Here is a 21,201-nt window from a genome sequence, read left to right as displayed (position 1 = left end):
AGATGAAATTGAAGTGTTTAATAAATAATTTTCTTAAACCGTTCCCATTTCATCAAATTAGTTTGATTTTTTGTTTCACAAATGTAAGATTTTAAACTTTTGGAAAAGATCCAAAGAGATAAAAGTTTTCAAAAAAATTCCCACAAAACCCTTCACTCATTAATCAACATTAATTTCTTTATATATAAAAAAAAAGAATGATAGCTGTTGTTGAGTGTTGTGAGTTTCGGGGATAACTTTTCCGATAAAACTTCATAACATTCAGTTTGAATTCAATTCATATTTAATTCACAATGTAATTTGTTGAAAGCGTGAATAATTTAAGACTTATTAACAAATATGGATAACTTTTAAACATTATCAATTATTAGTTTCTCGCTTATGGAGAAAGTACAGATTTCTCACAGGAAAGATTTTGAAAGTTTTGGTGATAATTTTTGGAGGCAACTTTCGATAATGTTTTATTTGGATTAGAAAATATTTAGTTCAGAAAAGTTTTCCACAGTTATTCACAGTGCTTTTCACATTTTATGAGCGAGTAAATCACATTTTGTGAATAAAAGTCTATTTTTGTTTTTAAATATTTAAAGTATAATGAAAATCAGCGTCTTGTGTTTTTTATTGATTGTTATTAACTGTTTTGGACAGGAAAATTATACCGTCACGACTTCAAAAATAAATGAAGCAAAAATCTATTTTAGTGGAGGTATTCTCAAAAAGTCATTCTCAGCAGATGTTTTACCGGGAAAGAATTTTATCATCATCAAAGAATTTGGGAGAAATTCGGGAATTGACATTTCAACTTTTAAAACTGATAAAAAAGTCAACGTTCTTCGTGTAGAATCGTATTCTGAAAACTCATATTTGTATGCTGATAAAATTGAAAAAGATTTTGATCGAAATATTATTACTGACAGCATCGATTATTATAAGAAAGTGGGTAAAAAGTTTGATCAGGAGTTAGCGTTGGTCAAAAACTCTATTGGAATTATTCAGAAAAATCAGACTTTGGGTAATCCTTCTTCAACGGAAATTCTGAAGATGATAGAATTTAATCAGACTACCCTGAGAAATCTTTATAATGAAGAAAGTTTACTAACTAATAAAATATCAATTAATTATAATAAGGTTTCGGTTTGGGAAAACAAAAAAAACAGAACGTCGGGAAGCGAAGAAACTTCAAAAATCATTATTCTTCATGTAAGAAGCGATAAAAAACAAAGAGTAAATTTTGAGATCAATCAATATTTGCAGGAAGCAAACTGGAGACCGTATTATATTATTCGATCTAATGGTATCAAATCGCCTCTTAAGATTTCATATAAAGCTAAGATTCAGCAAAATTCCGGAAATGAATTAAAAAATATTCCGATAAAATTAATTAACGGAAGCTTTAGTGCTGAAGACAAACCTTATGAACTTGACCGTTGGTTTTTGAGAACAGATAAAGATGGTAATGTATCCAATCAGGCTTTTAGAAGTCCTTACGAACGAAGTAACAGCAACGTTGCAGAATATGCAGTAATGGAAAGACCAAAAGTTTCACAGAAAGCGATTAAAACTGAGATTTCTTTAGATAAAAGTACCGTAATTCCGTCAAATGTTGAAATTACTGAAGACATAGATCAGTTTGAAGTAATGACCACTTACAAATATTTTACAACTCCGAAACTGGAAAACAAAACCTATCTTCTGGCTTACATTAAAGATTATTCAAAATACAATCTCTTGCCAGGAAATGCAGATATTGTCATCGAAGATACTCAGGTCGGAACTGTAACTATCGATCCCAATCAACTGACATCAGAGATGCTGATCAGTCTGGGAAGTGATCCGAATGTTCTTACAAAAAGAGAATTGGTAAAAAAGGAAACTAAAAATATAGGTAACAAACAAAAGCAGGAAAGTTATTTTTACGAAATCACCATTAAAAATAATAAAGATTCTGCGATTAATCTTGAATTAAAGGATCAAATTCCTCTTGCATCCGACGAAAAAGTAAAAATCGAGCTCGTAAACTCTGATCAGGCAAAGTATGAAGCTTCAACAGGATTTCTGGTTTGGAATATTGATATAAAAGCTAACGAAACAAGAACAATTAAATTCGGATTTAACGTAACTTTGCCAGAAGATTTAATAACAATAGATATAAAGTAAAAATGAAAAGAAAAATTGCTATTGCCGCAGACCATGCCGGTTTTGAGTATAAAGAAATTCTTAAAAAATATCTTGAAGAAAATTTTGAAGTTCAGGATTTCGGAACATTTTCTACCGACAGCGTAGATTATCCGGATTTTGTACATCCTGCCGCGACTTCTGTTGAAAACGGTGACAACGAATTGGGAATTCTTCTATGCGGAAGCGGAAACGGAGTACAGATTACAGCAAACAAACACCAGAAAATCCGTTGTGCATTATGTTGGATGCCGGAAATTGCAGTATTGGCGAGACAGCATAATGATGCAAATATGATTTCTATTCCTGCAAGATTTATTTCAAAAGAAGTAGCGATAGAAATTGCCAATAAGTTTTTGTCTACCGATTTTGAAGGCGGAAGACATCAGACAAGAGTTGATAAAATAGCATTCTGCTAAAACATAAAGGCTTGCAATTCAGTTTGCAAGCCTTATTTATTTTTAATTTCCTATATTTGCATTACCAAACAGAAATTACCAATCTGTTTATTCCCATTAACCTAGAAATATTCGAAAGATATTTATTAACAGGTTTTTCTCTCCTCTTCTCCTTTTTTGTATTAAATTTATACAAAACTAAAAATTCAAATTGCTAAAAGCTAAAAGAGATTTGTAATAGTTCAATTCAAAATATTAATTAAAAAAACTAAAGTTATCAGTATTAATGCTAGAAAATTCTCAAATAACATTCATTTCTGAAATTAAAAATAAAGTTAGAAATGCACAATACGAAGCGATGAAGGCGGTGAATATTGCCTTAATTAATCTGTATTGGGAAATTGGGAAATCTATATCTGAAAGCCAAGCAGAGAATTGGGGAAAGTCGATTGTTGCTACACTTTCAAAAGAATTACAAACAGAGTTTCCTGGAGTTGGTGGGTTTTCTACCACAAATCTTTGGCTAATGATGCAGTTTTATTCTGAATATCAATCAGATGTAAATCTCCAGCCATTGGTTGGAGAAATAAGTTGGAGCAAACACATCATAATATTAGGAAGATGTAAGAATCCAAGAGAAAGAGAGTTTTACATCCTTTCTACCAAGAAATTTGGGTGGACGAAAAATATACTCATTCATCAGATTGAAAATAAAACGTTTGAAAAGTATTTGATAAACCAAACCAATTTTGATGAAACTCTACCTGAGAAAATAAAAAATCAAGCAGTTTTAGCTGTGAAAGACGAGTATATTTTTGATTTCCTTGGAATAGAAGAAGAGCATTCTGAAAAAGAATTGGAGATCAAATTAGTCCAAAATATCCGAGGCTTTTTGCTCGAGTTGGGTAGTGATTTTTCTTTTATTGGAAACCAATATAAAGTAGCCATTTCTGAGAAAGAATATTTTATTGATTTATTGCTGTTTCATCGACGATTACAAAGTCTTGTAGCGGTAGAGTTGAAAGTAGGAGAATTTTTGCCAGAGTATAAAGGGAAAATGGAATTTTATCTCAATCTTCTGAACGACAAAGTAAAGTTACCTCACGAAAACGAAGCTATCGGAATTATTATCTGTAAAAGTAAAGACCGAACAATTGTAGAATATTCACTGAAATCAAGTAATCTGCCGATAGGAGTTGCCACTTACTCAACCTCAGAAAAATTGCCCAAAAACTATCAAAAATTATTACCAAATAATAAAGAATTATCAGAAAAATTTGATAATTATATTAAAAATTTAAAAGAATAAAATGCCAAAAAAAAATAAATATATAAGTCAGAAAAATGACTCAAAACTTTTGGAAATAGGAAGAATGATTCTCCGTTTTATGAATCAGAATCAAACCAAAATATACAATTACAAACAGATTTCAGACGGAATCGATTACAAAAATCCCAGACAACGTGAGTTGGTGATTCAGGCTTTGCACAAACTTTTGTCAAACCAGAGAATTAAAGAAAATGAGAAAGGAAAGTACAGCATCAATCTTAATATCGAAGGTACTTTAACTGGAATTATTGATTTCAACCAAAGCGGAAATGCTTATGTAGCTGTTGAGAATCTGAAAGATGACGTTTTCGTTCACGCAAAAAATGTGAAAGATGCTTTACAGGGCGATAAAGTTTTGATTGTTACCTACAATTTTAAAGGGAAAAAAGTGGAAGGCTCTGTGCTGGAAGTTTTAGAACGAAACCGTACAGAATTTGTCGGCACTTTCCAGCTTGTTCCACATAAAGAATTCGGATTTGTAGTTTGCGATAAAAAGACAATTAACACAGATATTTTTATACCAAAAGGTAAAATCAATGGTGCAGAAAACGGCGATAAAGTCGTTGTAAAAATGCTGGAATGGAAAGCCGGCGATAAAAATCCTGATGGTGAAATTATAAAAGTTCTTGGAGCTCCGGGAGAGCACGAAACAGAGATTCACTCCATTTTAGCTGAATATGGTTTGCCTTACAGCTTTCCGGAAGAAGTTGAACAGGATGCCGACAAAATTGACAGAAGAATTACCGATGAAGAAGTTGCAAAACGTAGAGATATGCGTAAGATCTGCACTTTCACCATTGACCCGAAAGATGCAAAAGACTTTGATGATGCTTTATCCATCCAAAAACTAGACAACGGAAACTGGGAAATCGGTGTTCATATTGCCGACGTTTCTCATTATGTAGTTCCGGGAACAATGTTGGATGATGAAGCTTACGAAAGAGCAACTTCTGTATATTTGGTTGACCGAGTTGTACCGATGTTGCCGGAAGTTTTAAGTAATGACGTCTGTTCGCTTCGTCCGAATGAAGACAAATTCACATTTTCAGCGGTTTTTGAGATGAATGACAAAGCTGAAGTCGTGAATGAATGGTTTGGAAGAACTGTGATTCACTCAGACAGAAGATTTACATACGAAGAAGCTCAGGAAAGAATTGAAACTCAGGAAGGCGATTTGACAGAAGAAATTCTGACACTCGACAGACTCGCAAAAATCATGCGTGACCAGAGAATTAAAAACGGTGCCATTACCTTTGACAGAAGCGAAGTTCGATTTAATTTAAATGAAAAAAGCGAACCGATTGGCGTTTATTTTAAAGTCAGCAAAGATTCAAACCATTTGATTGAAGAATTTATGCTTTTGGCCAACAGAAAAGTTTCTGAATTTGTTTCACTTAAAAAAGGAAGACCAAACGGGAATACGTTTATTTATAGGGTTCACGACGATCCGGATCCTGCAAAATTGGAAGCTTTAAGAGATTTCGTTTCTACTTTCGGATATAAAATGGATTTGGCAAATACCAAGAAAGTTGCCGAATCTTTAAATAATTTACTTCATGAAGTTAAAGGAAAGGGCGAAGAAAATATGATTGAAACTTTAGCCATGAGAAGTATGAGCAAAGCGGTCTATTCTACCGAACCAATCGGTCACTACGGACTTGGATTTGACTATTATTCGCACTTCACCTCTCCTATTCGTCGTTATCCGGATTTATTGGCGCATAGATTACTTCAGCATTATCTGGACGGAGGAAAATCTCCAGACAGAAATGAATTGGAAGAAAAATCGAAGCATTGTAGTGCAAGAGAAAGACTAGCTGCAGATGCAGAGAGAGATTCTATCAAATTTATGCAGGTGAAGTTTATGGAAAAGCATTTGGGAGAAACTTTCACCGGTGTTATTTCCGGTGTGGCTGAATTTGGTTTCTGGGTACAAATTCCTGAAAACGGAGCTGAAGGTTTGATCAAATTACGTGATTTGATGGATGATTCTTATACTTATGATAAGTCTACACACGCTGTTTACGGTTCAAGAACAGGTAGAAAGTTTCAGTTGGGTGAAGAAGTTCAGATCAAAGTGGTAAAAGCTAATTTAATTCAGAAGCAATTGGATTTTAAGATTGTTGATTAAATTTTAAAATAAATAATGAAGACTGTCCGAAGTGGCAGTCTTTTTTAGTTTAAAAAAGTTTATATAATACAATTTTCTGGTTAAAAAAATCATTTTTACAGTCAAATAGAAATATAATTTTTAAATTTGGGATAGAAACAAATTTGAATGTTTGAACTTGTATTGTCGGCCGTTGGTCTGGGTTTCATGTTGAGCCTGGTTTTCATAGGTCCTATTTTTTTTCTCTTGATAGAAACCAGTTTTACAAGAGGTCCAAGACATGCTTTAGCACTGGATTTTGGTGTTATTACAGCAGATTTATTATGTATCATTGCGGCTTATTATGCAAGTGCAGATATTGTGAATCTTATTGATAAACATCCCGGTTTTTATAGAATTACCTCTATTTTGATTCTTTCGTATGGTATTGTTATGTTGGTCACCAAAACCAAAATGCATTTGCCGGGAGAAGAAAAAATCATCAGTCAAAATTACTTCAGAACCTTTTTAAATGGTTTTCTATTAAATCTTTTGAATGTAGGAGTTGTCCTTTTTTGGCTGGTAACGGTGATAGGTGTCCGAAACCAATATCCCGATACAGGAAGTATGGTTCTTTACTTAGGTTTAGTGATTTCGACTTATCTGATGATTGATTTTCTTAAAATTTTTCTTGCTAAGCAATTTCATGACAGACTCACTCAAAAGCTGGCCAATAATATCAGAAAAGGAGTTGGTGCGGTTCTCATTTTGTTTAGTTTTTTTATTTTCCTTCAGAGTTTCAAAAAATTTAATCAGTTTGATAAAAAACTGGAAGAGGCAGAAAAGAAAGAAATTATTTACAAAAAGAATCAATAATAATTTGATTTAAATAAAACATCAACTGACTAATGAAAAAAATATTTCCGATATCGCTGAAAAAGGCTGATAAAATTGCCGTTATTTCTCCTGCAGGAGCTGTAGATCCCGCTCAGCTAGAAAAAGGTTTACAATTAATTAAGAGTAAAGGTTTTGAACCTGTTTTAGGTGAAAATCTTTATACTAAATTTTCAAACGGTTACAATTACGCAGGAACTGAAGAGCAAAGAACAAAAGACATCAATTGGGCATTAAACGATCCTGAAATTTCTGCGATATGGGCTTCGAGAGGTGGTTACGGTTGTCAGCATTTAGTTGAAAATTTAAATTTAAAAGGTTTTGCTAAAAATCCAAAATGGTATATTGGTTATTCAGATAATACGGTGATACAGAGTTATTTATTAAAAAAAGGTTTCGCTTCGATTCATGGACAAACCATTAAAACTTCAAGTTTCGGCGTGACGGATGAAAGTTATGATCTTACTTTTGATATTTTACAGGGAAAATCTCTTAAATACAACTTAAATTCAAATCAATTTAATAAAACAGGAAATTGTGAAGGAGAATTGGTTGGAGGGAATTTAGCTCTGATTTATGCGCTTTTAGGAACGAAATATTCTTTTAACTTTAAAGATAAAATTCTATTCATTGAAGATATTGGAGAAAACTTTTATGCTTTGGACAGAATGATTATGAGCTTGGAGTTGGCTGGAGTTTTTAATAAAATAAAAGGTCTCATTGTTGGTGGAATGACCAATATGGGTGACGAAAAAGACAATAAGCAATACGAAGAAAGTTTTGATGAATTTGCTTATAAACTGATCTCAGACAGAATTTCAAAATACGATTTTCCGACAGTTTTTGGTTTTCCGAACGGGCATATTCATGACAACAGACCATTAATAATTGGTTCGGAAGTTTCTCTCAAAGTTGGAAAAACAGTTTCATTAAACTTTAAAAAGTAAATGTTTTACTCAAAATTTGTGCTCGCATTTTTCCTGATCGCAGCAGGGATTTCACATTTTGTAAGACCCTATTTTTTCATGAAAATCATGCCCGACTATATTCCGTTTCATCTCAAAATGGTTTATCTGAGCGGATTGGTAGAAATTTTGTGTGGAATTCTTCTTTTGTTTCCGGAAACTCAAAAACTGGGAGCTTATCTTTGCATTGCTTTACTTATCGCAGTTTTTCCGGCAAATATTGAAATGGCAAGAAAGTTTTATCTGATTCACCATAAATATTTTTGGCTGACTGTTTTGAGACTTCCGTTGCAGTTAGTTTTGATTTGGTGGGCTTATCAATTTAGAAAGTAAAATGAAGAAACAAAACTCTACCACATTCCAACCCTCCAACTCTCTCACCCAGTAATGGCAGATCACAACGACTTAGGAAAGAAAGCAGAAGGTTTAGCAGCCGAATTTTTAATCAAAAACGGCTACAAAATTCTGATCAGAAACTATCGTTTTCAGAAAGCTGAAATTGATATCATTGCCGAAAAAGATAATTTAATTATCATTACAGAAGTGAAAGCACGTTCAACTGATGCTTTCATGTTGCCGCAAGAAGCTGTGAATAAAAGAAAAATATCATTAATTGTTTCTGCAGCCAATCATTATCTGGAAGAATTTAATAAAAATCAGGAAGTAAGATTTGATATTATTTCAGTTCTTCCCGACGAAAAAGGAAAATTAATTATCGAACATATCATAGATGCATTCGAAGCTTTCGATGCCAACTAATTTAATGTAACAATTTACCACATAACAATGTAATAATATTGGTATACTGATATACTGATACATTGTTAGATTAAAATTGAAAATTTTTATGAAAACAATACTCATCACCGGAGCCACATCCGGAATCGGAAAATCAACCGCAGAACTTTTCGCAAAACAGGGAAACAGAATTATAATCTGTGGCAGAAGATCTGAAGTTTTAAAAGCTATAGAAACGGAATTATCAGCTTTCACGGAAGTTTTTAGTTTACAATTTGATGTCAGAAATCTTGAAGAGGTTGAAAACGCTATTAGTTCTCTACCAGAAGAATGGAAAAATATTGATGTTCTCATCAACAATGCAGGAAATGCACATGGTTTGGAGCCGCTTTCAGCAGGAAATACCAGCGATTGGGATTCTATGATCGATGGAAACGTGAAAGGACTTTTATATGTATCTAAAACGCTTATTCCGATGATGAAGGAAAGAAACTCTGGTCACATTATCAATATCAGTTCGGTTGCTGCGAGACAGACCTACGCAAACGGAGTCGTTTACTGCGCAACAAAAAAAGCAGTTGACGTTATTTCGGAAGGAATGCGAATTGAACTTACAGAATTTGGAATCAGAGTTACCAATATTCAGCCTGGAGCAGTAGAAACAGATTTTTCTTTAGTTAGATTCAAAGGAGATCAGGAAAGAGCAGCAACTGTTTACGCAGGTTACGAGGCTTTGAAAGCTGAAGATATTGCGGATGCCATTGCTTATTGTGTGAATGCTCCGAAACACATTACTGTTTCAGATATGACGATTTATCCGAGTGCTCAAAGCGAACCGAGAACGATTTATAGAAAAGGATAATTAAAATGAAATATTTAGTTTTCATTTTTCTGTTCTTCTTTATTTACGGTTTTTCTCAGAATCATTCCAAGCAAGAAAAAGCAGTTTTGTTACAAGCTAAAAAGCTTGATTCTCTGATGCAGAATAACAATGAGAAAATTATCAATATTTTCTGTGCAGATGTTTCCTTTGGACATTCCAACGGATGGATTCAGAATTTGAATGATTTTAAAAAAGATTTCTTATCAAAAAAAGTTAATTATAAAGAAATCAGACAAACTGAAATTTCGGAATTAAAGCAAAATAAAAATGCGGTAAGCATTAGAAGAACTGTAAATGTTTCCGGATCTTATAAAAACAATGATTTTAAAATGAAACTAGCTTTATTGGAAATCTGGATTAAAAACAAGTCTGTCTGGAAATTGTGGAGCCGACAAAGTGTGGAAATAAAGCAATAAATTTGCATAGAATATCAACACAATGAACGAAGAGATTCAAAAATTTTTAATTTATAACACACCTAATGAAAAAGTTAGGGTTGATGTTTTTTTACAGAACGAAACACTTTGGCTTACTCAAAAAGCGATAGCGACTTTGTTTGATGTTGCTAAATCAACAATAAGTGAGCATCTTACCAATATTTTCAAAACAGAAGAATTAAGTAGAGATACAACTGTTCGGGAATTCCGAACAGTTCAAATTGAGGGAGAAAGAAATGTTACCAGAAATCTTGAATATTACAATCTCGATGCAATCATTTCAGTCGGTTATCGTGTAAATTCATCAAAAGCAACTCAATTTAGAATTTGGGCAACACAAACTTTGAAGGAATTTATCATCAAAGGTTTTGTGATGGATGATGAAAGATTAAAGCAAGGTCAGAATGTATTTGGTAAAGATTATTTTAAAGAACTGCTTCAAAGAATCCGCTCTATTCGGGCAAGTGAAAGAAGAGTTTATCAGCAAATCACCGATATTTTTGCTGAATGCAGTATTGATTATGATAGAAATTCAGAGATCACAAAGAATTTTTATGCAATAGTTCAGAATAAATTTCACTTCGCTATAACGGGTAAAACTGCTGCCGAAATTATTTATCTGAAAGCCGATAGTAAAGAAGAAAATATGGGCTTAACGAATTGGAAACATTCACCAGACGGAAGAATTTTAAAATCGGATGTAATTGTTGCCAAGAACTATTTATCTGAGAAAGAAATCCAGCAATTGGAACGTACTGTTGTTGGTTATTTTGATTACATCGAAGGTTTAATTGAGAGAGAAAATACTTTTACAATGGAATCATTAGCAAAAAGTGTCAATAGATTTTTAGATTTTAACGAATATAAAATCTTAGAAGGACAAGGAAATATTGCGAAAATTGTAGCAGATAAAAAAGCCGTTTCTGAATATGAAACTTTCAATAAAACACAAAAAATAATTTCTGATTTTGATAAAGAAATCAAGAAATTAGGAAAAAATCTTTGAGCTTGTAAAAACTTTATATTTTTAAATCGGCAAAAAGAAGGATTAGAGTTTTGCATTTTGTAAACTTTGTAAAACTTTCATTCAATCATTTCTTTTGATATTTTTGTGGTTGAAAAGAATTCTATTCATTATTAAATTTATTTAAATGAAAATCCTATACCTCGAAACCTCTTCCAAAAACTGCTCAGTCGCAATTTCTGATGGCGAAAAATTGCTTTGCGTTACAGAAGAAGTATCAGAAAATTATAAACAGTCGGAAAGTCTTCATTCATTTGTAGAATGGGCTTTGGAAGGAGCTGAACTGTCGATGAAAGATATCGAAGCCATTTCTTTAGGAAAAGGTCCTGGTTCTTATACCGGATTGAGAATCGGTTCTGCTTCTGCAAAAGGCTTCTGTTACGGATTAAAAATTCCTTTGATTGCCGTTAATTCTTTAGAAAGCATGATAGAGCCTTTTTTAAGTCAAAACTACGACTTTATCATACCTTTGATAGATGCAAGAAGAATGGAGGTTTATACTGCCGTTTACGACGGAAATACAGGAATAGAAATTGCTCCAACTGAAGCTAAAGTTTTAGACGAAACTTCTTTTGAAGAATTTAAGGATAAAAAAATCTTATTTGTAGGTGACGGAGCAAAAAAAGCAAGAGAAATTCTACAACTTCCCAATGCTGAATTTAATGAAGATATCTACCCTTCTGCACAATATCTAGTAAAGAAAACTTTAGAGAAAATTAAGAATAAAGATTTTGAAGATATAGCCTACTTCGAACCTTTTTATTTAAAAGAATTTCACGGAGTTAAAAAGAAAAAAAGCGAAGAATAATCTTCGCTTTTTTTTTCTTACTGCTTTTGAGCGGGTACCGTCCCTGGTTTTACAGGTTGACTATTGCTATCTTTATTAAATTCTGTAGGCTTCTTTGGAATGCCACTTTGGATGGCATTATTCATAGGTTGCGAACTGTTCTGTAACGGATTGTTCTGATTTCCGGGAGCCGTTATATTCTGAGACTGTGGAATATTAAGATTCTGCCCAGGTTGACCATAACCGGAAGGATTTTGAGGTTGGTTATTCGAAACCTGAGAAACAGTATTTCCTTTATTATCAGTTGCCTGAAATGCGACATCACTTTTTAGATAATTCAACATTTCTTTAGCCTTTTCACCTTCAGGAGTTTTACCGTAATTCAGAACGATTTGTTCCAATTGCAAAATCATGACCTCTTTCCCACTCGATTTTCCTGCATTGAAGGCGTTAAGAAGAGAAAGTTTAGGAACAAGGGCATCTTTAGGATACTTCTGTATAGACTGATCGATGATATTTTGACTTTCTGCAAATTTCTCAGATTCATATAATGCAAATGCCATTTTATAATCATTTTCAGTTTCCGGTGATGATTTTACAAACGTATTGTTTTTTGGATTTCTTGCAAATTCTGCATAAGAACTGTAAGGATAATCTGTAAGCAAGATCTGTTTTGCTCTTGCAGAAGCTTGCGGATTTTTCTCATAATTCATCGCAAAAATCTCATATAAAGCCTGTAGCATTACCTTTTCTTCGGGTTTCACATCTACTAGATCGTATAACGTTTTCGTAGCTAAAGGTGTATTGGTAAAGTAATTCTGATACATAATTCCCAAACCTAAAGAGGCTGTATCTCGGTCTTTTTTCAGTTGAGATAATTTTGATTCATCATTTGGAATCTGCTCAATATAGTAAGCCGGTTCAAAACGTCTTGGGTTGGGCGCTGTATTTACACCTAAAGCTTCATTTTTCATATCTTCAATGGAAGCCATTTTTTTGGAATAACGCCAGTTGTCAACCAAAGCTCTGTCTCCCCAAACTTGCTTAAAGGTTGAGGTTCCTTTACTCACAGTTCCGGTATTTCCGTAATAAAAACCTTTTGCAGCTGTTCCGAAATCTTCAAAAGAATTTGAACTGTTGGCAAAAAGTGAATTTGCATTGTAATCTCCCGTATCAAAGCCTTTATTTCTCTCTGCACGCAATCTTTCTAATTCATCTTTCGCTTCTTTGGCTTTCAGTTTTTCGATATGTTTGGCAAAATATTCAGTTTTTTGAGCTTCAGGCATTCTGGCAATAGCCAAAATACTGTCATTTTTTCTGATCAGATAATAGTTTTTAGATATTTTCTTAATATTTTCTGACTGATCTTTTAAAAGTATTCTTGAAGGCTCATACGTCATCGTTGCTAATGCAGAATCATAATAAGCACCGGCTCCGATGTAGTCATTTTTATCTAAATATCTTCTTCCGATTTCATAATAAGCCAACCCACGAACCTGTGGATCTGAAACTTTTTCTAAAAGAGATTTTTTGAAATATTCCTGTCCTTCATCAGGTTTTCCGGCCTTGTTTGCCATCAAACCTAAAGCATAGTAAAATTCGTTTTTTCTTGATCCGTAAGTTCCCTTTTTACTGATGTCTTCAAGATATTTTTTAGCACCGTTGTAATCTCCTTTTCCGTTAAAAGTTTTTGCTATTTCGATTTGAGATTTAACTTCAAATTCAAAATCATTGGCATATTTGTAAGCAGCCATAAAGCTTTCACGAGCGGGTTCGTTTCTTCCCAGTTCCGTTAAAACCTGACCTCTTAAAAATGCAATTCTGCTTTTTAGTTTTCTGTTTCCGTTTAGTTCAAAAGCACGGTCCAATTCTTTTACAGCTTCTTCTTTTTTACCGGCATCCAAAAGAGATTCAGAATAATAAATGCTTAGAAGTTTGTCATGGTCTTTACTGATTCCATCGCTTTTCAGTTTAGCAAAAATCTGATCAGATTTGTAATAATCTTTAAGCTGGGCATATGCTAAACCTTCGTAAACTCTGGCTAAAGGAAGTCTTTTATCTTCCTTCATATGAGTGAAAACATAGTTCAAAGCGTCTAGAGCCTGTCTGGATTTGCCTTGATAAATACGGGATTGTGCAAGAATGATGTAAGCATCAAAAATAGTTTTGTTTTGCTCCTCTCCTTTTCTGATAACAGAATATTTTCCGATTGCTTTTAAAGCTTTTGCTTCTGCAATTTCTAGAACTGTTGCGCCTTTCGCCTGTTGATTATTGGGATCTTGAGGCATTCCCGGAACTCCACCTCCCGGATTTGGAGGCATTCCCGGAGCAGTTCTGTTGTTATTAGACGGTGAGGGACGGTTTACTTCTGCCATTTTCATAGAGTTTTCGGCAAATGCAGATGATTGTCCAAGATCACTGCCAATCGGCTGTTCTTCGTAAGTGAGAATGGGAATGTGCGGCGCATAAAAGTTGTCTTTATGAGCTTTGTCTCTGCTTGTAAATTCACTGTTCAATGCGTCTTTTGCATTAAAAAGTGTATTGTAATATGTGTTAAAACCTTTTAGGAATTTAGATCTTGCTTCCGGCTTTTTTACCTTGGTACCACAGGAAACAACGATAATCGCTGCTAAAAGGAATATAATATTCTTTTTCATTATTCAATATAACTCTCTAATCTGCTTTTTATTATCTGATCAGATTGATGATTCTGTAAAAATAATAAAATTTTGTGGGGAATTTATTTATATTTCATTTAAAATTTTGTAAACCAAATGGGTAGGAAGTCCCATAATGGTATAAAAGCTCCCGTTCATTTTCTTGATTTTTGCCATTCCGAGCCATTCCTGAATGCCATAACTTCCTGCTTTATCGAAAGGTTTGTAATTTTTTAAATAAAATTCAATCTCTTCATCGGAAATTTCGTCAAATTCTACATCAGCAACATCAGTTTCTGTAATGGTTTTATCTAAAGTTTTTATAGAAATCCCTGTAAAAACCTGATGTGTTTTTCCCGAAAGTTTCTGCAGCATATTTTTTGCATCTGCTTCATCTTTTGGTTTTCCAAGGATTTGATTATCAATGGCAACAACTGTATCGGCGGTGATCAAAACTTCATCAACATTAAGTTTCCTGAATGCGTCGGCTTTCAATTCGGATAAATAAGCTGCGGCTTTTTCTATCTCAATATTTTCAGGTAAAATTTCTTCGCAATCGATTTTTACGACTTCAAAATCAAATCCTAAGCTTGAAAGCAATTCTTTTCTTCTCGGAGATTGCGATGCTAAAAGTATTTTCATATTTAATTTAAACTGATTGAGTATTGTCATCATGCCATTTTCCCTGAACTTTCATTACCTGCTCGATCACATCACGGACTGCTCCACTTCCACCCTGCTTTTGTGAGATGTAATCTGCAATATTTTTAATTTCTGGAACTGCATTTTCCGGACAGGTTGAAATAGCCGAATTCTGCATCATGTGAATATCAGGAAGATCATCTCCCATCGTAAGAATTTCTTCGTTTTTTAAATTATATTTATTTTTAAAATCTGCATAATCTACCATTTTGTTATGCGATTTTGCGTAATAATCTTCAATTCCGAGATAATTAATTCGGTGTCTTACCATTTCATCATTTCCTCCGGTAATTACTCCGATTAAATAATTGTTTTTCAATGCTTTAACAACTGCATAGCCGTCTAAAACATTCATCACTCTGCTCATATTTCCTCCCGGCATCAGATAAACGCTTCCGTCGGTGAAAACGCCGTCTACATCAAATACAAAGGCTTTTATATCTTTTAATTTTTCTTTATAGCTCATACATTTTTTTAATAGAATGATTCATTGTTTTATAAATTTCAAGGCTTTCATCTTTCAATAGTTGTTCGTGTAATTCCAAAACGCGTGTGTCGTTTCTCACAGCGGGTCCGGTTTGGGCTGATTTTGGTTCAATTTCGTGAATTTTTTTGACGGTCTCATCAATCAATGGTAGAAAATAATCAAAAGGAATTTCCTGAGCATCCGAAATTTCTTTAGCCCGTGAAAAAAGATGATTTACAAAATTACATGCAAAAACCGCCGTCATGTGAATATATTTTCTTTTTTCATGATCACTTTTCATTACATTTTCTGAAATTTTTGAAGCTAAATCGGTCAGAGTTTTCTGATCCTCATCGTTTTCAGTTTCAATAAAAAGAGGAATTTTTGAGTAATGTAAATCTTTAGATTTTGAAAAAGTCTGCAATGGGTAAAAGCTTGATTTTCTGTACTCTCCTATTAGAATTTCTTTAGGTAATGAGCCTGAAGTGTGTGCGACGAGACAATCTTTTTTAGTGATTAATTTTGAAACGGTTTCTACAGATTGATCGCTTACACAAATAATATACAGATCTGCATCTGTGAGATCTTTTGTAGAATAAGGAATATCTAATTCTTCGGAAATCTTTTTTAGCTCTTCTTCATTTCGTCCGAAGATCTGAATCAAAGGAATATTATTCTGCGTGAAAGCTTTTGCAAGGTGATACGCAACATTTCCGGAACCGATAATTACAGTTTGCATCTAACAAAGATAAGATTTTATGATATTTGGACTAAAAATTGAATAAGTAATTTAACTTTTAAATACTTTTGTAATCCAAAACAATGAAAGCATCTTATGAAGATTAAAGACGCGGAGATTATTACGCTGATGCAAGAACCACGAACTCGCGAAAAAGGAGTTCGGGCATTGATGGATGCTTATCAGAGTAGATTATATTGGCACATCAGAAGAATTATTGTAGACGGAGATCTTGCTCAGGACACTTTGCAGGAAACTTTTATAAAAGCATATCAAAATTTTCATCAGTTTAAAAATGACAGTCAGTTGTACACCTGGCTGTACAGAATCGCAACCAATGAAGCGTTGCAACAGATCAATAAACTGAAGAAAATGCAAAAAACGGATGAAGATCCGGAATATTATATGCAGAATCTGGTTGCCGATAATACACACAGCGATGCTGAAGAGATACAGATCTTTTTGCAGAAAGCCATACAAAGCCTGCCCGAAAAGCAGAAACTGGTATTTATGATGCGGTATTATGATGATTTGCCCTACGAAGAAATATCTAAAATTGTAGATATGTCAGTAGGAACTTTGAAAACAAATTATCATTACGCCAAGCAGAAAATAGAAGAATATATTAAAGAAAATTACGAAAGATAATTTTTAGAAACGACGACATGAAAGATTTTGATCTGGAGAAATTAGAACGCAAGAACATTTACGAAGTTCCTGAGAATATGTTTGAAAATATTCAGGGTAGAGTATTGGGTAAGGTGAGTGATTTTGATCTGGATAATTTAGAAAGGAAAAACATTTACAAAATTCCTGAGAATATGTTTGAAGAAATTCAGATGAAAGTTGTGGGTACTGTCACTGATTTTGATCTTGAAAAACTAGAACGTAAAAACATTTATAAAGTATCTGATCATTTGTTTGAAAGTATTCAGGAAAATGTGATGAAGGAATTGAATTCAGACAGAAAAGCTCCGATTTTTAAATTAAACTGGGGGTATGCAGCAGCAGCTTCTTTGGCATTGATTTTTGGGTCTACTTTTTTGTATAATTCTTATTCGGATTCAAATGGAAATCAGACATCTACACAAAGTTTTGCTTCAGATGATACTCCGAAAAAGGAAAGCGAAATTGCTTATGAGACTTTAAAATCTGATTTAACTTCTGTTGAAAATAATAATCAAACAATTGACAATCAGCAGACGAATCAACAAATAAAAACGGTAGCCTATGTTCCTGAAAAAACAGAAGCAAAACCACAAACTGTGAAGCCGGTTTCAAAGAAAACAGAAGCTCAGATGACAGAATATTTGGATTCATTTTCAAATTCTGAGATCGCAGAATTAGCCAATAATTCCACACAGGATGTTTATTTGGATTTATACAATTAAAAGAGAGATGAAAAAAATATTATTTGCACTTCTTGTTATTTATGGTTTTGGGTTAAATGCCCAAAAGACAGACTATGACTGGAAAAAAATGGATCCTAAGCAGAGAAAAGAAGTGATCAATAACCTTTCTCCGGAAGAAAGAAAAACGCTTCTTACACAGTTTAGAAACAATATGGTGCTTGATAATCTTGATATAGACCCGAAAGATAAATCTGAATTTACAGCAATGTATAACGAATATCTGGATAATCAGAAGAAGATAAAAAGTCAGTTTGATTCCAATTTTAATCCGGAAACTTTATCAGAAGAAGAAGCAAAAGTAAAACTGCAGCAGAGTTTTGATGTAGGACAAAAATTATTAGACAATAGAAAAAAATATGCGGAAAAGATGCAGACCGTCATTCCGTGTCAGAAAGTTTTGAAGTTGTTTCAGTCGGAAGGTATGATGAGAGATAAGATGAACGAAAGAAAACCTCACAACGGGAACAATAAGGGCTCAAAACCCAGACAAAACCCATAATAGTTTATTTTTTTAATGTTGGACGACCCTTGCAATTTATTGTGAGGGTCGTTTAATTTTAAACTAATTCTTATTTTTGTGAAAAATTAAATATGAGGAAGTTTCTGCTGTTTATGGTTTTGTCAATTTCGTTATCTGCTCAGAAAACGGAATTGATTGTACTTAAAAATAGTATTAAAGATAGAAAGAGCCTTGCAAAATCATTGACTTTTATCGATAATCGTACTGACAAAGAAATAGGAAATCTGGCTCCTAAAGGAGAAACTTTTGAAGTTAAATTTGCAGATAAAGACCTTAAATTTCGAGTTGAAAAATGGTTTTCTGATGATAATAAGGTTAAAGGGAACAATGATATTGTGTTGATGCTGGAAGAACTTAAAGTATATTCCGAAAAGAATGGTGATGGAAAAGCCTCCTTTGATAAGGCTAAAGTAAAAATTTCGAGTTTTATAAAGCGGAATAATCGTTATTATTTCATCAACCGTTTTGACAATGTGATCTTATCTGATCCGAAAAGAAATTTGAGTGCCCCAAGATATTTGGCTTCACAGATCTCTGAAATTATTACAGAATTTATCAATATTTCTTACGTTTATCCGGTTTCAGGAAATCCCATTCCTGAAACAGACATTACCAATTATGATTCTTATCTTAAGATAAATTATAAAGCATTTAATTCTGAACTAAAAGATGGAGTCTACAAAAGTTTTAAAAATTTTTACAATCAATTGCCTGAATCTGAATATTTTGTTGAAAAAAATAAGAAAGGTGAAATTGCAAGAGTGAAAAACAAAAACGGACAATCTGCTGCACTATCTGAAATTTACTGCATTGTGGACAATGGAAAGGCATACAGAATCACCTCTGCAAAATTTGAAGAGATGCATAAAGATGATAAAGGATTTTACATTATTTCATCACGAAAAAAACTTCTCAGCAACAGCAATGGTTCAGACGGAATTGTAATCGGAGCACTTGCAGCAGGCGGAATTGGTGCTCTGATTGGAGGGTTGATTGAGCATGAAGTAAATAAAGGCTCAGTTAACGGCTTTGGATATCGTTCCGAAACTGAAATGAATGTTTACATTGATTCTTTAACAGGAGCTTATGTTTTTGAAAAATAAATCCATACTGCAAAATTAAGAGAGAGGAATTGTCTCTCTTTTTTTTATCTTTGCAAATTACATAGTTCTTAAATGAAAAACATACGAAATTTTTGCATAATCGCACATATCGACCACGGTAAATCTACTTTGGCAGACCGTCTTTTGGAGTACACTAACACGGTGACTCAGAGAGAATTACAATCTCAGACGCTTGATGATATGGATTTGGAAAAAGAACGTGGGATCACGATAAAATCTCACGCCATCCAGATGGATTATGAGCTTAATGGCGAAAAATATATTTTAAACCTTATCGATACACCTGGACACGTAGATTTTTCTTACGAAGTTTCCCGTTCGATTGCGGCTTGTGAAGGTGCGCTTCTAATTGTAGATGCTGCACAAAGTATTCAGGCACAGACGATTAGTAATTTGTATTTGGCTTTAGAAAATGACCTGGAAATTATTCCGATTCTTAATAAAATTGATCTTCCGTCTGCAAACCCTGAAGAAGTTACTGACGAAATTATGGGATTGATCGGCTGTAAATATGAAGATGTTCTTCGTGTTTCGGGTAAAACCGGTGAAGGGGTTCACGAATTGTTGGAACAGATCGTTGCAAGAATTCCTGCTCCTGTGGGAGATCCGAAAGCGCCGCTTCAGGCACTGATTTTTGACTCAGTTTACAATCCGTTCAGAGGAATTGAAGCATATTTTAAAGTCGTGAACGGAAGTATTTCTAAAAACGAGAAAATTAAATTTTTCGCTACAGGAAAAGAATATGGTGCTGATGAGGTAGGAACCCTTAAACTGAAACAGGTTCCGAAGAAAACAATTGAATGTGGCGATGTAGGATATATTATTTCCGGAATTAAAGATGCCCGTGAGGTAAAAGTGGGAGATACGATCACTTCTTTTGTGAATCCTGCTGAAGCTCCGATTGACGGTTTTGAGGAAGTAAAACCAATGGTTTTTGCTGGAATTTATCCGATTGAATCTGAAGATTTCGAGGAGTTGAGATTTTCACTGGAAAAATTAAGACTGAATGATGCTTCTTTGGTTTTTGAACCTGAAAGTTCTGCAGCACTTGGTTTTGGTTTCCGTTGCGGATTCTTAGGAATGCTTCACATGGAAATCGTTCAGGAAAGGCTGGAGAGAGAGTTTGATATGAACGTGATCACGACGGTTCCCAACGTGTCGTACCACGGATATTCAAAGAAAGATCCTGAAACAACCATTTTAATTAACAACCCGTCTGAAATGATTGATCCCAATCTTTTAGACAGAGTGGAAGAGCCATATATTAAAGCATCAATCATTACAAAATCTGATTTTGTAGGACCTGTAATGACGCTTTGCATCGAGAAAAGAGGAGAGATCGTTAACCAAAGTTATCTGACGGCAGACCGAGTGGAACTGACTTTCAATATGCCTTTGGCTGAGGTTGTTTTCGACTTTTATGACCGTCTGAAATCTATTTCTAAAGGATATGCATCATTCGATTATTCACCAATCGGAATGCGTTCTTCTAAGTTAGTAAAAATGGATATTCTGATCAACGGAGATATGGTAGATGCGTTATCTTCATTGATTCATGACTCGAATGCTTACTACATCGGGAAAAAAATGTGTGAGAAACTGCGCGAACTAATTCCTAGACAGCAGTTTGATATCGCTGTTCAGGCCGCTTTGGGAGCGAAAGTTATCGCAAGGGAAACCATTAAAGCTTTGAGAAAAGACGTTACCGCAAAATGTTACGGTGGTGATATTTCAAGAAAGAGAAAATTATTAGAAAAGCAGAAAGAAGGGAAGAAGAAAATGAAGCAGATTGGTAGAGTAGAAGTGCCACAGTCAGCGTTTATGGCTGTTTTGAAGCTGAATGATTAACCATCATTGATGG

21 protein-coding genes are annotated in these 21,201 nt (G+C 33.9%); 17 read left to right on the top strand and 4 right to left on the bottom strand.

Annotation, left to right across the window (positions count from 1 at the left end; translation table 11 throughout):
• Positions 1-594 precede the first annotated feature (594 nt).
• The 12 genes from NZ698_RS10030 to tsaB all read left to right on the top strand — a co-directional run bounded on the left by NZ698_RS10030 (position 595) and on the right by tsaB (position 11,741).
• Positions 595-2,157, top strand: coding sequence for a DUF4139 domain-containing protein (locus NZ698_RS10030; protein WP_263002974.1), 1,563 nt, complete (start codon positions 595-597; stop codon positions 2,155-2,157).
• A gap of 2 nt (positions 2,158-2,159) precedes the next feature.
• Complete coding sequence (rpiB, locus tag NZ698_RS10025; protein WP_263002973.1) at positions 2,160-2,594, top strand: ribose 5-phosphate isomerase B; 435 nt, start codon at positions 2,160-2,162, stop codon at positions 2,592-2,594.
• A gap of 265 nt (positions 2,595-2,859) precedes the next feature.
• Positions 2,860-3,882 (top strand): PDDEXK nuclease domain-containing protein, encoded by a 1,023-nt coding sequence (locus NZ698_RS10020; protein WP_263002972.1) that lies wholly within the window; start codon positions 2,860-2,862, stop codon positions 3,880-3,882.
• 1 nt (position 3,883) lies between these two features.
• Positions 3,884-6,034 carry a ribonuclease R gene (rnr, locus tag NZ698_RS10015; protein ID WP_263002971.1) on the top strand — a complete coding sequence of 717 codons (2,151 nt, stop codon included), beginning with the start codon at positions 3,884-3,886 and terminating at the stop codon, positions 6,032-6,034.
• Between the two features lie 147 nt (positions 6,035-6,181).
• The gene (locus NZ698_RS10010; RefSeq protein WP_263002970.1) at positions 6,182-6,868 is read left to right on the top strand and encodes a LysE family translocator; all 687 of its coding nucleotides are present in this window, start codon (positions 6,182-6,184) and stop codon (positions 6,866-6,868) included.
• Positions 6,869-6,900: 32 nt separating this feature from the next.
• The gene (locus NZ698_RS10005; protein ID WP_263002969.1) at positions 6,901-7,833 is read left to right on the top strand and encodes a S66 peptidase family protein; all 933 of its coding nucleotides are present in this window, start codon (positions 6,901-6,903) and stop codon (positions 7,831-7,833) included.
• Positions 7,834-8,184, top strand: coding sequence for a DoxX family protein (locus tag NZ698_RS10000; protein WP_263002968.1), 351 nt, complete (start codon positions 7,834-7,836; stop codon positions 8,182-8,184). It begins immediately after the preceding gene.
• Between the two features lie 54 nt (positions 8,185-8,238).
• Positions 8,239-8,610 (top strand): YraN family protein, encoded by a 372-nt coding sequence (locus tag NZ698_RS09995; protein ID WP_263002967.1) that lies wholly within the window; start codon positions 8,239-8,241, stop codon positions 8,608-8,610.
• 88 nt (positions 8,611-8,698) lie between these two features.
• Entirely contained in the window at positions 8,699-9,451 is a 753-nt protein-coding gene (locus NZ698_RS09990) for an SDR family NAD(P)-dependent oxidoreductase (protein ID WP_263002966.1), read from the top strand.
• Positions 9,452-9,456: 5 nt separating this feature from the next.
• Positions 9,457-9,888 carry a hypothetical protein gene (locus tag NZ698_RS09985; protein WP_263002965.1) on the top strand — a complete coding sequence of 144 codons (432 nt, stop codon included), beginning with the start codon at positions 9,457-9,459 and terminating at the stop codon, positions 9,886-9,888.
• 22 nt (positions 9,889-9,910) lie between these two features.
• Positions 9,911-10,915 (top strand): virulence RhuM family protein, encoded by a 1,005-nt coding sequence (locus NZ698_RS09980; RefSeq protein WP_263002964.1) that lies wholly within the window; start codon positions 9,911-9,913, stop codon positions 10,913-10,915.
• Positions 10,916-11,060: 145 nt separating this feature from the next.
• A complete protein-coding gene (gene tsaB, locus NZ698_RS09975) occupies positions 11,061-11,741 on the top strand; it encodes a tRNA (adenosine(37)-N6)-threonylcarbamoyltransferase complex dimerization subunit type 1 TsaB (protein ID WP_263002963.1) in 681 nt (226 codons plus the stop codon).
• 17 nt (positions 11,742-11,758) lie between these two features.
• Here the strand turns inward: tsaB and porW are convergent, their stop codons facing one another.
• From porW to NZ698_RS09955, 4 genes are all read right to left on the bottom strand, one after another.
• Complete coding sequence (porW, locus tag NZ698_RS09970; protein ID WP_263002962.1) at positions 11,759-14,377, bottom strand: type IX secretion system periplasmic lipoprotein PorW/SprE; 2,619 nt, start codon at positions 14,375-14,377, stop codon at positions 11,759-11,761.
• An 87-nt stretch (positions 14,378-14,464) separates the two neighbouring features.
• Positions 14,465-15,019 (bottom strand): Maf family protein, encoded by a 555-nt coding sequence (locus NZ698_RS09965; protein WP_263002961.1) that lies wholly within the window; start codon positions 15,017-15,019, stop codon positions 14,465-14,467.
• A 7-nt stretch (positions 15,020-15,026) separates the two neighbouring features.
• Complete coding sequence (locus tag NZ698_RS09960; RefSeq protein WP_263002960.1) at positions 15,027-15,545, bottom strand: KdsC family phosphatase; 519 nt, start codon at positions 15,543-15,545, stop codon at positions 15,027-15,029.
• A complete protein-coding gene (locus tag NZ698_RS09955; protein WP_263002959.1) occupies positions 15,535-16,284 on the bottom strand; it encodes a Rossmann-like and DUF2520 domain-containing protein in 750 nt (249 codons plus the stop codon). Before NZ698_RS09955 ends, NZ698_RS09960 begins: the two co-directional genes overlap by 11 nt.
• Before the next feature lie 96 nt (positions 16,285-16,380).
• Here NZ698_RS09955 and NZ698_RS09950 point away from each other — a divergent pair, with 96 nt between their 5' ends.
• The 5 genes from NZ698_RS09950 (at position 16,381) to lepA (ending at position 21,188) form a co-directional block, all read left to right on the top strand.
• Positions 16,381-16,932: an RNA polymerase sigma factor gene (locus NZ698_RS09950; RefSeq protein ID WP_263002958.1), complete on the top strand. Its 552-nt coding sequence runs from the start codon at positions 16,381-16,383 to the stop codon at positions 16,930-16,932.
• A gap of 17 nt (positions 16,933-16,949) precedes the next feature.
• On the top strand, positions 16,950-17,675 hold the full coding sequence (locus NZ698_RS09945) for a hypothetical protein (protein ID WP_263002957.1): 726 nt from the start codon (positions 16,950-16,952) through the stop codon (positions 17,673-17,675).
• Between the two features lie 7 nt (positions 17,676-17,682).
• Positions 17,683-18,195 (top strand): hypothetical protein, encoded by a 513-nt coding sequence (locus NZ698_RS09940; RefSeq protein ID WP_263002956.1) that lies wholly within the window; start codon positions 17,683-17,685, stop codon positions 18,193-18,195.
• Positions 18,196-18,287: 92 nt separating this feature from the next.
• Entirely contained in the window at positions 18,288-19,319 is a 1,032-nt protein-coding gene (locus tag NZ698_RS09935; RefSeq protein ID WP_263002955.1) for a hypothetical protein, read from the top strand.
• 72 nt (positions 19,320-19,391) lie between these two features.
• Entirely contained in the window at positions 19,392-21,188 is a 1,797-nt protein-coding gene (gene lepA / locus NZ698_RS09930) for a translation elongation factor 4 (RefSeq protein WP_056083030.1), read from the top strand.
• Positions 21,189-21,201: the final 13 nt, after the last annotated feature.

Source organism: Chryseobacterium edaphi (assembly GCF_025628985.1).
In the GTDB taxonomy this organism is placed as follows: Bacteria; Bacteroidota; Bacteroidia; order Flavobacteriales; family Weeksellaceae; genus Chryseobacterium; species Chryseobacterium edaphi.
This window is presented reverse-complemented; position numbering and strand designations above follow the sequence as displayed.